Below are 13,945 nucleotides of genomic sequence, written 5' to 3'. Positions count from 1 at the left end.
TCCCACCCCTTTAATATTCTATAGTACTGTACATGAAGAAGACTGAAAAGAAGGCCAAGAGGATTAATTGATCACGCTAACGCACTTATATTAATGCACTATTTTATTATATTATCTGTCTATTATTTGTAATATATTAAAGATGTTCATTGCAATGATCATAACAGAATTTTCCGACAATGATTTCGAAGCGGTGGAATTTCAAAATAATAAACACCCTCGTATTAAAATTGACCCTATGTATTTTAAATTAGGCTTTAGTCCTTTTTCTCAGATTTTTGGAAGAAATGCCATTCTAACCAAACTTATTCAAGCATTAGAATTCTTACCAGAACAATACGGATTTGTTGTTTGGGACGTATATAGACCAAGAGAAGTTCAGGAGAAACTTTTTAATTGGATGAGGGAGGAAATCCGAAGTAAATACCCGGATCTTACTAATGAAGAAAATTATACCCAAACCCAAAAGTATATGTCTGCTCCTTCCAAAATTGGAGATGAATATTGCCCTCCGCATCTTAGTGGAGGTGCAATTGACCTCACTTTATACGACATTACTAATGGTAATGAATTAGAAATGGGAACTGCATTTGATGATTGCTCAACTAAAGCGCATAGCAACTACTATGATATTAAAGAAAATCTATTGCCTGAAGAGATAAATATCAAAAAATCCAGAACGATATTACGAACTGCAATGAAAAAAGTTGGCTTTACTATTTACCAATATGAGTGGTGGCATTTTGATATGGGTAATATATTTTGGAGCCGTAATGTTCAGAAACCAGCTTGTTTTGGACCTCTTTTTGGTGATAATGAATGGCCAAATGAAATTATAGAAATTAAGCTATGACATTATGTCTTCGACCATAGCTCTTAGTTACTGTTTAGAGGAACATACAAAATGGATTTCTCATATTTCTGTTGTTATTCTTAATGTTATAATTGCATCGATACTTGACACTGCTGAAATTGTACCCTCATCAACAGATGTTGTATTCTGGGTTTTATTGGACTTCAATTTTTATCCTCTAATAAAACAACCCAATTAGAAGAATTTTTTGTCACTGAATCACTTTAGGATTATAATGAAGCTTTTACCTTTAACTATTTTTTCTGAATTTAAAAACAAAGTACTCGATACCTCGTATTATCCAATTCACCCATTAGAAACGTTAAAAGCACGTTTAACAGCAGCTTGGTTATTACAAAGTTCTGATTTCGAGACTGTCAGACAAGCAAAAACATTTATTCTTAAAACTTCCTTATTTAAAGAAGACGATTTATTACGCTTAGAACAACTTGCATCACAAGTACAAAGTTGGGATGAGCTACAAATATGCAGTACTTATACAAATACCCAAGGGATATTTTTAGAATATAAACTGTTAGTTACAACAGAAGAATATAAACAAGAATTACATTTCCACGCACAATACAAAACACTAGATAAAATATGCTGCTTTGTTTCCCAAACAACTCCTCTTATTCGAGTTACAGGTGATCCAATTTTGCAAAAGCCTGGAATTTATTTTCCTGATCATGCCACCTTAGAACAACAGGAAGAATTAACCAAACAAATAGAACACGCAAAATCAGTACTAATTCAGACTGGTGGTGCAGGAATTGCAGCGAATCAATGCGCCGCAATTCAAAATCCTTACCGTTTTACAATCGTAGGTGTGTTTCACGACATCCCAGAACATACTTCAGGGGTAGCGCAGCGTTATCCTGGCACAAAATTTCCACAAGCCATGGTTATGGTTAATCCAATCATTACAGCGGTAAGTAAAGAAACCCAAAAATTTAATCATGCATGCTTGAGTGTTCCTTGCCCTAATCGTTGTACCGTAATAAGCCCTATCGAAATGAGTGTAACGTACAAGGATCCCTTAGATGCATTGCGTGTCAAAGAAGTAACCTTAACTGGTGTGGATGCGGTAGTTTTATGGCATGAGTTAACCCATATTATTGATGGAAAAACATATATGGATGTAACTTTTGATTCATTAGCTATAGAAGATCTGATTGAATTTAAAGAAATGATGTATCTTGAAATTCAACGTCGACAAAATGAAAGCTATGCAGAAGTTCCAGAAATTTCCATTCCTCCATTTCATTTTAGTGTTAAAGTAAGTGCTTGCGGATCAGTAAAATTAGACTCTAAAGAGTTAGCTGAAGTCCTACCGAAAATGACGAATGAAACTTTATCCGGATTATTGATTCAAGCGAGTATCTATTTAAAAAAAAAGCAAACAATGAATTACAGGATGGAACGAGTATTCTATGAACTTTTCTTTGCTAGTGAAAATAAAAATCTACCTCATAGTGAAGGACATTCACCAACACTTAAATCAAAACTCTAAAATTTTTTGATATATGATAAATACGACATAAGAGACTGATAGAGATAAAGGCCAGCAGTAAACCGCTGACCTGAAATAACATGGTTACCAATCAGGTATGATATCCCCATCAGGATTTTTTTTAGTTTTAGTAGTTCAAATTTGGTCTGACAGTTGCCGGTTTTTAAGAAGTGTCTGTCAGGTCAAATTTAGTTTATAAATTGTTCCATCCAGAGTTGTTTTTCATCAGTCAAAGTTTGCATTGAGGTTCGTTCGCAGCACATTAGGCAGAGATACAGGAATATTTATTCTGGAAATTAGGTGCGGAATGTCGGATTAACCAATTAAATTCATTAAATATTAGTTCATCCAATCTCACAAGAAGATATTATGTTTTGAATATGAAAGGGATGCAATTTTTCAAATTGATACCAAGATTAAATTTCAAGTTAAGGTAAGATTTATATTTAATTTTTAACTATATGATTTAAAGTAAGATTCTGTAACCAACTCTAATGCCTTTTTTCAGGCTCAGTGCGATAACAATATCGTATTGAGTTAAATGCAAACATATTATAGGCTAGGTCTAATGACAGATAAGCTTTATCTTGTTTATGAGCACTAATAATGCCATACAGTGCGTCTTTAATCCCATAGCTTTCTCTTCTTGCTTTTTGAGCTTTTTCAGTACAAGAACCATCATCTTCTATTTTTTAAAGCAATTAATCTGTCCATATAGTTTCTGCCTTGAATTAAATCAGATGGCTTATAAAAGGTCTGCCAAATATCATCAAATTTAATAAATCCTATGGCTGTTAACGAAAGAACTACTGAAATAAGTGGGTGCTAAAACAATTTTGAATCGTTATTTGGATTGAATCAGGATTCCAGAAAAATGGATTTTATCAAAAACTTTACTGGACTATGGTCGGGACGGAAGGATTTGAACCTTCGACCACTAGCACCCCATGCTAGTACGCTACCAGGCTGCGCTACGCCCCGATTTGCAGGCAATCATATCTAAGTTGGGTTAAAATAACAAGAGGATTTTGTTTATTGTTTTGGCATTCGAGGTGATGATTCGCTGGAATTCGTTGGTCTTATGTTCCTAAAATCTGGTGTTGTAAAAAAAAAGTATTGTTCTGTCCTTCTCTGGATTACACTGCAAAGATTATGAAATATTCCGAGGCTTTTCTATGCAACATCCTAAATGTTCTGTTTTTATTGCTACAAGTCTTGATGGTTATATTGCCAGGGATGATGGGGCTATTGATTGGTTGATGAAATCGCATGAATTGGTCCCAGAAGGAGAGGATTGTGGTTATAAGCAGTTTATTGCTACCGTTGATACTTTGATTATGGGGCGTTCTTCTTATGAAAAAATCAGGACCTTTGCAGAATGGCCTTATGGCATACTGCCTGTCATAGTAATGAGCAGTCAGGCGGTTCATATTCCTGACGATTTAAGTTCTCATGTCTCCGTTACCAGAAAAAATCCCCAGGAATTGATAGAACAACTCAGTAATCAAGGGGTGAAACATGTTTATATTGATGGGGGTGTAACCATACAAGGATTTTTGGCGCAAAAACTGGTTGATGAAATAACCATAACTTATATCCCCGTGCTGCTAGGTTCAGGCCGTTCTTTATTTGGTTCGATTAAAGAGGACATTAATTTGCAATTGCTTGAAACGAAAACTTTTGGTAACAATCTGGTACAAGTAAAATACCGTGTTAATAAATAAGGGGATTAAATTCAAATCCATCAGCATCATTCACATACTTTTACTCCAACATCCTCCTTATAACCAACTATTAAATTAATAACAGTGTAACTTCCTATGCACTCCTCCTCTCCACAACGCTAAGCGAAGGGAAGAAAACGGATTAAAGTCAGTTGAGTAGATGGGAAGTTACTCACTTTTTGTTATAGGGAATTTTTTATTCTTTGTGCCTCAAATTTGGAGTGCGATATTTGGATGTATCTGTTGCAATTATTCAACTCGGCATATTGCAAACTAAAGACCGCATTATCAAGCTCTTTTTTTGCAGCTGTATAAAAATCATCTGCAATCCAATCCCCTGCGATATCAATTTGAGTCGAAGCAGTCATCAGCTTTTCAGCGCATGCTCTTTTTTGCTGGCTGGATACCAAAGACGCAACCGTTTGGGCCAAATCCCGGCATTTTTGCGTCAATGCATCTTTACCTTCCAAGGAATGATTTGCCTGTGCATTAAAGGCCAAAACAGACAAACCTAGAACGATAACTCCTTTTAATTTCTTAATCATATAAACTCCTGTAATGTTCTGAATAAAACCGTTGATAACACCGCATTTCCCTAAACAACTAATGGTAAATCCAGAAGATAATCCTGTATCAAGTCTCAGAAATCCTACACTTAACACCAGAGTTTATAAAAAAAACACTCTGAAAGTTCTTCCCTCCATGGACGGAAGAACCAGAATCGAACAATATCAAGCAATCAGCTTATGGCGCCTGGAACTGCCACTGGAACAACAGCAGCCATTTAACCAAAAGCATTAATACCCGTTATATGCCTTCCCAAGACCAAGGTATGAACATTATCAGTACCCTCATATGTGAAGACTGATTCCAGATTAAGCATATGTCTGATCACATGATACTCAAGACTAATTCCATTTCCACCCATTAGATTCCTACATTTTCGTGCAATTTTCAATGCCTCGCGACATGCGTTCCCTTTTGCCAGTGAAATCATAGTGGGTGTTTCTTTGTGCTGGTCTTTCAAACGGCCTATTTGTAAATTAAGACATTGCGCCTTGATTATTTCGGTGTACATATCTGCCAAATCTTTTTGGATTAATTGATAAGAGGCCAATGGCTTATCAAATTGCTTGCGCTCCATCACGTAGTCTTGCGCCATGTCAAAACACGCCATAGCAGCGCCCATTGCTCCCCAGGCAATTCCATATCGAGCCTGACTTAAGCAACTCAGAGCCGCTCCTAATCCTTTTTCCGTGCCAGGGAGAAGGTTTTCATCGGGAACAAAAACGTTATCAAAAACTAACTCACCGGTTATGGAAGCACGTAAAGACATTTTCATTTTAATTTCGGGACAACTCATGCCCTTGGCGTGAGTATCGACAATAAATCCTCTAATGCCTGAATCAGTTTTTGCCCAGACTATGGCAATATCTGCAATAGGAGCATTGGTGATCCACATTTTTGCTCCATTTAAAATCCAGCCGCCATCTACTTTTTTAGCATTAGTACGCATACTGGCAGGATCTGAACCGGAATCAGGTTCGGTTAAACCAAAGCAACCTATGATTTTTCCTGCGGCCATAGAGGGCAAATAGCGCATTCTTTGTTCTTCATTACCGTATTTAAAAATAGGATACATACATAAAGAACTTTGCACAGAGACAAAGCTGCGTAAACCGCTATCCCCTCGCTCCAACTCCTGACAAACCAGACCGTAGGCAACATAAGATGCCTCTGCACCCCCGTATTGTGCCGGCAAAGTCAAACCCAATAAACCAAGCTCTGCAGATTTTTTCATGAGCTCACGAGGAAAATGAGCCTTTTCAAAAGACTCAGCCATTAATGGAATCACATCATTGCTGACAAAACGGGCAACACTGTCCCTTATCATGCGCTCATCATCATGCAATTGTTCATCAAGAAATAACAAATCGTCCACTTTCCTTCTCCCTTTTATCTGACTGTAATGCGATGACCGCATCGACTATACTTTCCTGACTGGGTAATAGATACTGCCAGGCGGTTCCCAATGGAATAAAACAATCTTTTCCAGTGAGGCGTTTTATTTTCATTCCTGCTGCTGCTTCCTCTACTAATAATGTTACCAATCCTTCACTAATTGAGCCGCTTTGTCTACCTTCGTCGACAATTAAAATGCGTTTTGCCTGAGCGACTTCTTCTAATATGGCGTGTTTGGGCAAAGGACTAAGCCAGCGCAAATCAACCACTTTTACTTGAATTCCATGATGCTCACGTAACACTTTTTCTGCCTGCCGTGACAGATAGTAGCCATTGGCATAGGTTAAAATAACGGTTTCACCGGCACCAAAAACCCCAACACTACCCGGATTAATGTGCTCATAAGGTGCAGGATAATCGAAAAGCCAACCATTATCGCCCGGAGTATGCAAGTCTTTGGTCATATACAAAGCAATAGGCTCTAAAAAAACAACCACCCGCCCTTCCTGGTGCGCTAAACGCATGCAAGAACGCAACATTCGTGCGGCATCGGGGCCATTAGAGGGACAGGCAACAATGACTCCAGGTAAATCACGTAATACGGCAATGGAATTATCATTATGAAAATGCCCGCCAAATCCTTTCTGATAAGCCAATGAAGCAATCCTGACTACCATAGGATTCGTGTATTGACCACTGGAAAAAAAAGAAAGAGTGGAGGCTTCACCACGCAATTGATCTTCGGCATTATGTAGATAAGCTAAAAATTGAATTTCAGGTACTGGAATAAACCCATTATGGGCCAAACCAATTGCTGTTCCTAAAATAGTCGTTTCATCAAGTATGGTGTCAAAAACTCTCCGCTGGCCGAAGCGAGCCTGCAAATCAGCCGTCACTCGATAAACCCCGCCCTTTTTACCTACGTCCTCACCAAAAATCAACATATTAGGATACTGCAGCATCAAATCGGTTAATGCAAAATTAATGTGTTGGCACATGTTGCGTTTTAACGATAACTGGTTATAAGCTCCCAAAAATACTTTGGCTCGAGTCGCTTCGTCGGGAAGCTTGTACTCTGTGTTATGCCCTGTTCTGGGGATGATGGATGCCATCACTTCTTCAGCACTACTCATGCGCGGCTCTCTAATCACTTCAACCGCTTTAGCCTCGATTAAAGCTTTGTTATCCTCATAGAGATTAACCATGGATTGCAGGGACATCCAACCCTCTTTATGGAGTATACCTGCCGTATGCAATAAGGGATCTTGCGCCTCTCTACGTTCTATTTCACTGTGACTGTTGTATTGAGATTCAATATCAGAGCCCGCATGTCCCAACAAACGCACGCAGCGCATATGCAAAAATACGGGTTGTTTGCGGGTTCGAGCCAAATACTCAGCTTCCTGAGCTTTGGCATAGGTATCGGCAATATTTAATCCGTCACAGGCGATATAATGCAAACCAGGGCGAGAACGGATGGAGGTTGCTATCCAATCAGAAGGGGTAGGCACGGAAATACCAATCCCATTATCTTCACATATAAAGACTATAGGTAATGGATAATTTTGTGTCGCCAACCAGGAGCATGCATTTAATGTTGTTTGCGTGGACGCATGATTGGTCGACGCATCACCAAAAGAACAAACGATGACTGAATCAGCGGCCAGATTAGCATTTATGCCTAATTCTTTGGCCCGAGTTATGGATAAGGCTGCCCCTAATGCTTTAGGTAAATGAGAGGCTATAGTGGAGGTTTGCGGCGGTATATTCAATGAAACACTGCCAAATACTTTGTGTCTACCGCCAGAAACAGGATCTGAGGCGGCAGCAACTAAAGACAAGAGTACATCCTTGACTCCATCCGTACCCTGAAGTTGTTTTGCCCTTTGTAAATAAAATGCGCCACTGCGATAATGCAAAAAAGCCATATCAGTGCATTTAAAAACCTGTCCCATTACAGCGTTGCCCTCATGGCCGCTACTGCCTATGGTATAAAAAGATAATCCCTTTTCTTTTAACTGCCTGGCAATTAAGTCAAGTAAACGGGATTTAATCTGTGAATCAAACAGCTCTATGGCTGTTTTTTTATCCAACTCCGCCATTTCTGGAGTCATGGTACTTTGTGGTTTGGGAAAATCACCTACCGCCACACGCCTGATAAACTGCTCATCAACTACACTGGCTCTATCTAACATCATCACATCCTGTTCTGATTGCATAATGACCAGATTAGTTCAAGACATCATTCTGATCCTTAAGAGCTATGAGTATCCTGATTCTAATGCTGGTATCTGTTTATGATAAATTTTAAAGCAATTCTTAAATCTGCCGACAACACTGTGGAAGAGTATATACTGATTCAAATTGAACCGAAAGGATGCCCATGGCTGTCGAAATGAATAAACCTGTAAATGTCAGGTTGACTCCTATCCAGGAGATAAAAGTAGCAAAACCAGCGACTGATCTTTATGTAGGACAGGTGCTTAAAACAGTGGTTCTCACCGCATTAACCAATGACCAAGTATTGATTAACATTAACGGTCAAAATCTTAATGCCAAAAGTTCACATCATTTTACCCCCGGAGAACTGTTAGAAGTTAAGGTCGTTGCCGCAACTTCTCAAGAAGCAGTGCTTGAAGTACAGCAAAAAAATCCGGTCGTTTCGGTGCTGCAAAATGCATTACGAACTGCCCTGCCCAAACAAGCGCCCCCCAGTGCTATGCTGCTTACACTCACGCAACTAATGAAATCAGACCAAATCCCTTCTACGGTCAGCCAACACATCAAATCCTTGTTTAACAGCATCACCAACCTGAATCAATTGCCCCAACAATTTACCCAGGCAGTAAATAATAGCGGTATATTTCTCGAGTCAACCCTACTTAACTGGGGTAAGGGAGTTACCCAATACAATCCTCAAGTTGATTTTAAAGGACAATTATTACAACTGTTGAACACACTTCCTGTGGACAGACGGGTTAATTCCTACCGGGTTGCCGATACTGAAATCAAACAATTAGGGCGGGATCCTCTACCTTTACCAGGCGCCATTCCGCAACCCTTATCAAAAGATGGAATACCTAACCTGCAAAATCTCTCCATGGAGGCTTTGCAACATGTATTACGCGATCAAATTCACCAGGTTCTGGCTCGAATCACGGCACATCAAATCAATCATGTATCCCAAGATCCTCAAGAAGGATACTTGTTAATGCTCGATCTGCCTATAAAAAATGATCAGGATGTTGATGTAATACCGATTATGATCAAAGAACAAAAAGCCAAGCCCATGCAACAATCACAATGGTCTTTCTCGTTTGCGTTGAATTTGCCCCATCTTGGCGCCTTGCAAAGTACAATTACGCTACAGGCACAGCAAATCGATATAAAAATTAATACAGAACATGCCGAAGCGCTGGAAACGCTTGAAGAATATCAGCCTGATATGCGGCAGATTATTGAAGATTTAGGCCTGCAGCTGCGTAACTGGAATTTAAAAACAGGCTTAGAGGACAATCAAATTGACGTAGCAAATTTACGACTACTGGACTTACGCATATGAAAAAAACCAAAACCAGAGCTGTAGCGCTAAGATATGATGGCACCTCTGCACCCAGAGTAGTTGCCAAAGGAGAGGGCTATATTGCGCAAAAAATTATTGCCACAGCAAAAGAACATGGCATACCCTTACAACAGAATGAAGAGCTGACCACTTTGTTATCCAAGCTTAAACTAAATCAAGAAATCCCTCGCTCGCTGTACGTTGCCGTCGCTCAAATATTGGCTTTTTTATATTACGTCGATGGAAAAACACCGGGCTCAGTTCGAGAAAGAGACAAAACTGGCCTTGATTGACTATTTAAGCTACAATTTGATTATAACAAAATCAAGGGGTCGCACTATGAAATGGATATTTTTAGTAACAATTGCCATATTATCTTCCGGCTGCGTATGTACATCAACCGAAGTGATTGCGTACAGACAAGTTACTGTTGCACCAGTGGTTGAAACAGTCATGTTTGATTACAATCAACCAGGCCCAATTGATGTCACGACAACAACTATTGATTTTTATTAAACTCTAATGAGTTGTTGGCTGTTCTTCGGATGCAGAAAGGTGTTGATTTGTCTCCTCATCTTGCCTGATATGGTGTAATGAGGATTTAAATTCCGTTACGGCTTTTGCCAAACCTTTTTCGCTACCTGTTGCGTATGCCCCAAGTCCAGTGGCTCCGGTTACTGCAACCGCACCGACTACCGTCAATAAAAGACTGGTTCCACCTGAAGGAATGGCCGCCACAACGCCTGCGACAACTAATGCCAGACAGGTAAAAGTCAGCAAGCCCACCCCAAAAGCCTTCCATAAAGGAGATGAGGAGCCGGATACATGCTGGGATACACTGGCCAGCCGCCTGATACTGTCCTGGAATTCAGGATTACTCAATCGATCATGATTTGTTACCACTAGGGTACAATGCGGTAGTGTTGCGTTCAGATCAACCAATGCGTGCGCATCAGGCTGTTTTGCCGCAATTTTTTTTACATGAGCTAAAAGCTGCATTCCACTGTCATAAAGCTGTTGTTTTTTGGTGTCACCAGAAATGCTTTGTGCCAAATCGGCAAGGCTTTGCTCATAAGCCCTTACATTTTCATAATACTGCCTCCAGGCTTCAGGAGAAGGATGTTTGAGAAAACCAACAGCCCCAACCCTGTTTTGTTTATTGGTCTTTGCACTGGAACGATAAAACTGCTGAGAAGCCATCCTGGAAAAAGCTGTGCCTCTGCCAAAAAAATTATACGCCATGGAATCTGTTTTCATTCCCGGAGAACCGTGAATATGATGAGTCGTTATTTCAGCAGCATTTCCGCCTTGCGCACGCATGGTTTCTATATTCGCTGAATCTTTCCCCATTTTGCTGTATTGTTTTTGCATCCAGCTTTGCGTTGCTTTTTCTACTGCGGTTCCTGTTCTGTCCTGTCCGCTGGCACATTGGACAATGCTTAAAGTATTGTCTTGATTTGCGGCGGCGAGTACTATTTTAGCCACCTGCTCCAATCTGTTTGCCTTTTGGAGAGGGAAAGTACTTACAGGTGCGTCTTCTGGGTCAAATTGTAAACCTGGTGCTATATCCAAAGCCCGGAATGTGCCGTCAGGGTTAGTGGGAGCATACGTTATATCATCGCCTTTGCCTTTTTGACGTGTTGCTTTGTATAAGTGATCTATCATGATTGTCTGATGCTCTAAAGGACTGTAGGTATTCAAACAGGTCACGTGTAATCTGGGGTGATCAATCCCCATTCGCTGTAGCGCAGCCTTTCGTATCTGTTCCAAATTTTCTACAGTATATGCTGCAACAGCACTGGCGCTCTCACCTTTTCCTACATAAACTGGTACCCCCATTCGCACCAACCAAAGCGTATGGTCTTTTTCTGCAGCACCACTGACCGGGTTAAATTGCTTTAGGTCTTCTGCAGTAATATTAAACAACTCATTTTTAACTAAAAACGCATTTTTTGCGCCTATTGGATGAGTCTTACGTGCTTGTGCAGAAAGTGCGGTTGTGTCCTCATTCATTAGTCCTGCAAAAAAAGAATCGGCTTGCTGGGCAGCAATATTTTTGACGTTATGCGCATTTTTTTCTTCATCCAAAGGATAAGGTTGAATTTGGGATAGTTCTTTTATTAACTCATGTTGTTTTGAGGTTTTTTCGGTAACGGGGTATTGCGTTTCTCGCTGAAAAACCTGAGCCTGTGCATCATAAGTCAGGGTCACCATGATTCTCGCCGGATTTTCAAGAAGACTGGATAAGTTACGGTAATGAAACAAAAGTTCTTCTGCTTGTGCTGCGGTTTCGCATCCTTGGGTTAAATTGGCTTGATGAAGCTCGGCAATCAAGCAGGTATTGAAATTGGTTTCTAATTGAAGTAATTCGTTAAGCTTTTCAGCAGGTGTTTTATCACTCTGAGCGGTTTCCAAGGCAGCACGAGTGAGCTCTGTAAAACGATTTTTCAGACACTCACGACATGTGTTTCCCGGCTCTTGCGCACCGAATTTTTGGTTTATTGCATAATCTACCGGACGCAAACGGGAAAGGCAGCGAAGCAAGGTATTATTCGCTTCAATAATCGGCGCATTAGGGGGTATGCGTTGCTCAAGAGGCAGGGCTGCTGTTGCATCTCGTACCCAATGAGGCTCACCTTTCTCCTCAAGAAGCCCGGACACTATACCCCATTGTGCATCGTTGGTTTCACGCAGTAAATCGCATAAATCACGGTACCTGTTTTGCAACGCTTCTTTGGGCGTGTTTTTGATCAGAGCAATCACTGCCTCAATATCGAGGCGCTGTTCCGTTACGGACTCATTAATTCGTGGATAGATGCAGGAATATGGCTTTACCATATCCCGATACATTTGTGAATGCTCCATACCCTTAAACCTCGCCTAACCTATGTAGAGTTTATAGTTTAACTATACTCCACAAATATTAAGTAAACCTTTTCCAGGCAAAAAAAGAATCATTACTTCGCCATCGCTTTGCCTAAAACAAGAAGAACTTTCTGTCTTTGACTGACGAAGCACTATGCGGTTATCTCGCTTATACCAGTCTACAAATCAGTTTATTATACCCATGAGAGCTAACTTAATGATTATTATAAGTCTATATTGATTATTTTTAATCCATAGAGTATGATGCTCTTCCGCTAATTGAATGTGTACCACCTCGGAGATTTTATCAATGCGCACCGCCAAGTTGTTTTTTTTAGCTATGTCACTAAGTACCAATCTGTATGCTCAAGGCCTTGAAGTGGTCGGCACCATAACCCAAACATTAAAAGCCCCTGCATATAAAGCACTTAATTCAAGCGCAACACAACACGACATTAAACTGCTAAAAATGCAACTGTCGCCCAATGCCGTGCAGACCTTCAATAAACGCAGTATTGCTGCAATTAACAAATTAAATCCCCTAAATTCTCCATCTTATCTACCACCAAAAATTGAGTTAGGCATGAATGATGTACCCGTTTTAAATCAGGGAAGTTATGGTACCTGCGTTACCTTTGCAACCACGGCAGCAGTAGATGCAGCATTGAACAAGGGAGACTATGTAAGTCAACTGTGTCAATTACAATTGGGGCTATATCTTGAAAAACATGGCTATTCACCCAGCGGTTGGGATGGCTCTATTGGTGAAACAGTACTCAACCAAATGGTGCAGTTTGGCATAGTCAGCAAGGACAAACAAAGAACTTCAGGATGTGGTGGATTGACAGAGTACCCAAGCAGAGAACAACCAACAGCAGAGCAGGCAATGCCGCTGGAAGAGTTCCATAAACTCAGCGAAGATCTCTACGAAAAACCTGTCTTTTTTTCACCAATTCTTGATCTCTTTCAAGCGATACTTGAACGAACGGATACGAATAAAACAATAAATCAAATCAAAACGGCTTTAAACGAGGGAGATAGAGTAACTTTTGCTGTTCTTCTTCTGGATTTTGATCAAGGAACAATGGGGGCTGTGGGCACACATCATGCTCAATTTGATACCTGGGTTTTAACTCCTGAAATTGCCCGAGACATCTATTTAAACCCTAATTTTGGCGGTCATGAAATGGTCATTACAGGATATGATGATAATGCCGTTGCTCTGGACGACAAGGGTAACCCGCATAAGGGGCTATTTACTCTGCGTAATTCCTGGGGAGATCAGTATGGCGACAAAGGCGATTTCTATATGTCCTACGATTACTTCAAAGTTTTAGTCATTGAAGCACAAAGAATACGCACCCTGCCCAGTGAAATTGATAATTTAGATACTGCTACTGCATAAATCATCAAAAAAATGACTCGGACATGTGGCATCCCGAGTCATTTTTTAGTAGTTCCTGGCA

11 protein-coding genes and 1 tRNA gene are annotated in these 13,945 nt (G+C 40.2%); 7 read left to right on the top strand and 5 right to left on the bottom strand.

The genetic code is table 11. The annotated features are described in order from the left end of the window. Positions 1-154: 154 nt before the first annotated feature. Both Lwor_RS09445 and Lwor_RS09440 read left to right on the top strand, forming a co-directional pair. The gene (locus Lwor_RS09445) at positions 155-853 is read left to right on the top strand and encodes a M15 family metallopeptidase (RefSeq protein WP_058493640.1); all 699 of its coding nucleotides are present in this window, start codon (positions 155-157) and stop codon (positions 851-853) included. 235 nt (positions 854-1,088) lie between these two features. Next, on the top strand, positions 1,089-2,366 hold the full coding sequence (locus Lwor_RS09440) for a peptide deformylase (protein WP_058493639.1): 1,278 nt from the start codon (positions 1,089-1,091) through the stop codon (positions 2,364-2,366). Positions 2,367-3,270: 904 nt separating this feature from the next. Here the strand turns inward: Lwor_RS09440 and Lwor_RS09435 are convergent. After that, positions 3,271-3,347, bottom strand: a tRNA-Pro gene (locus Lwor_RS09435). Positions 3,348-3,541: 194 nt separating this feature from the next. On the opposite strand from Lwor_RS09435, the gene Lwor_RS09430 reads away from it, so the two are divergent. After that, a complete protein-coding gene (locus Lwor_RS09430; RefSeq protein WP_058493638.1) occupies positions 3,542-4,090 on the top strand; it encodes a dihydrofolate reductase family protein in 549 nt (182 codons plus the stop codon). A 182-nt stretch (positions 4,091-4,272) separates the two neighbouring features. On the opposite strand, the gene Lwor_RS09425 is transcribed toward Lwor_RS09430, so the two are convergent. From Lwor_RS09425 to Lwor_RS09410, 3 genes are all read right to left on the bottom strand, one after another. Further along, positions 4,273-4,635 carry a hypothetical protein gene (locus tag Lwor_RS09425; protein ID WP_058493637.1) on the bottom strand — a complete coding sequence of 121 codons (363 nt, stop codon included), beginning with the start codon at positions 4,633-4,635 and terminating at the stop codon, positions 4,273-4,275. Positions 4,636-4,874: 239 nt separating this feature from the next. Then, positions 4,875-6,032 carry an acyl-CoA dehydrogenase family protein gene (locus Lwor_RS09415; protein ID WP_058493635.1) on the bottom strand — a complete coding sequence of 386 codons (1,158 nt, stop codon included), beginning with the start codon at positions 6,030-6,032 and terminating at the stop codon, positions 4,875-4,877. Next, positions 6,010-8,247 carry a dehydrogenase E1 component subunit alpha/beta gene (locus tag Lwor_RS09410; protein ID WP_058493671.1) on the bottom strand — a complete coding sequence of 746 codons (2,238 nt, stop codon included), beginning with the start codon at positions 8,245-8,247 and terminating at the stop codon, positions 6,010-6,012. Before Lwor_RS09410 ends, Lwor_RS09415 begins: the two co-directional genes overlap by 23 nt. Positions 8,248-8,435: 188 nt before the next feature. Here Lwor_RS09410 and fliK point away from each other — a divergent pair, with 188 nt between their 5' ends. Genes fliK through Lwor_RS13915 form a run of 3 tightly spaced genes read left to right on the top strand, consistent with a single transcriptional unit; the run spans position 8,436 to position 10,130 of the window. After that, positions 8,436-9,614, top strand: coding sequence for a flagellar hook-length control protein FliK (fliK, locus tag Lwor_RS09405; protein WP_058493634.1), 1,179 nt, complete (start codon positions 8,436-8,438; stop codon positions 9,612-9,614). Beyond that, complete coding sequence (locus tag Lwor_RS09400; protein WP_058493633.1) at positions 9,611-9,907, top strand: EscU/YscU/HrcU family type III secretion system export apparatus switch protein; 297 nt, start codon at positions 9,611-9,613, stop codon at positions 9,905-9,907. Before fliK ends, Lwor_RS09400 begins: the two co-directional genes overlap by 4 nt. Positions 9,908-9,953: 46 nt before the next feature. After that, positions 9,954-10,130, top strand: coding sequence for a hypothetical protein (locus Lwor_RS13915; RefSeq protein WP_169792193.1), 177 nt, complete (start codon positions 9,954-9,956; stop codon positions 10,128-10,130). A gap of 3 nt (positions 10,131-10,133) precedes the next feature. Here Lwor_RS13915 and Lwor_RS09395 read toward each other — a convergent pair whose 3' ends face one another. After that, complete coding sequence (locus tag Lwor_RS09395) at positions 10,134-12,479, bottom strand: hypothetical protein (protein WP_147279851.1); 2,346 nt, start codon at positions 12,477-12,479, stop codon at positions 10,134-10,136. 310 nt (positions 12,480-12,789) lie between these two features. Between Lwor_RS09395 and Lwor_RS09390 the strand changes: the two genes are divergently transcribed. Continuing rightward, the gene (locus Lwor_RS09390) at positions 12,790-13,884 is read left to right on the top strand and encodes a C1 family peptidase (RefSeq protein WP_058493631.1); all 1,095 of its coding nucleotides are present in this window, start codon (positions 12,790-12,792) and stop codon (positions 13,882-13,884) included. Positions 13,885-13,945: the final 61 nt, after the last annotated feature.

It is taken from the genome of Legionella worsleiensis (genome assembly GCF_001467535.1).
In the GTDB taxonomy this organism is placed as follows: Bacteria; Pseudomonadota; Gammaproteobacteria; order Legionellales; family Legionellaceae; genus Legionella; species Legionella worsleiensis.
Note: the sequence above shows the minus strand (reverse complement) of the source record. Positions and strands in the feature narration are given on the sequence as shown.

What these genes read in the sequence shown, in the direction of transcription:
- Lwor_RS09410 (WP_058493671.1), bottom strand. Translation starts at nt 8,247, where the DNA reads ATGTTAGATAGAGCCAGTGTAGTTGATGAGCAGTTTATCAGGCGTGTG.
- Lwor_RS09445 (WP_058493640.1), top strand. Translation starts at nt 155, where the DNA reads ATGATCATAACAGAATTTTCCGACAATGATTTCGAAGCGGTGGAATTT.
- Lwor_RS09440 (WP_058493639.1), top strand. Translation starts at nt 1,089, where the DNA reads ATGAAGCTTTTACCTTTAACTATTTTTTCTGAATTTAAAAACAAAGTA.
- Lwor_RS13915 (WP_169792193.1), top strand. Translation starts at nt 9,954, where the DNA reads ATGAAATGGATATTTTTAGTAACAATTGCCATATTATCTTCCGGCTGC.
- Lwor_RS09400 (WP_058493633.1), top strand. Translation starts at nt 9,611, where the DNA reads ATGAAAAAAACCAAAACCAGAGCTGTAGCGCTAAGATATGATGGCACC.
- Lwor_RS09390 (WP_058493631.1), top strand. Translation starts at nt 12,790, where the DNA reads ATGCGCACCGCCAAGTTGTTTTTTTTAGCTATGTCACTAAGTACCAAT.
- Lwor_RS09425 (WP_058493637.1), bottom strand. Translation starts at nt 4,635, where the DNA reads ATGATTAAGAAATTAAAAGGAGTTATCGTTCTAGGTTTGTCTGTTTTG.
- fliK (WP_058493634.1), top strand. Translation starts at nt 8,436, where the DNA reads ATGGCTGTCGAAATGAATAAACCTGTAAATGTCAGGTTGACTCCTATC.
- Lwor_RS09395 (WP_147279851.1), bottom strand. Translation starts at nt 12,479, where the DNA reads ATGGAGCATTCACAAATGTATCGGGATATGGTAAAGCCATATTCCTGC.
- Lwor_RS09430 (WP_058493638.1), top strand. Translation starts at nt 3,542, where the DNA reads ATGCAACATCCTAAATGTTCTGTTTTTATTGCTACAAGTCTTGATGGT.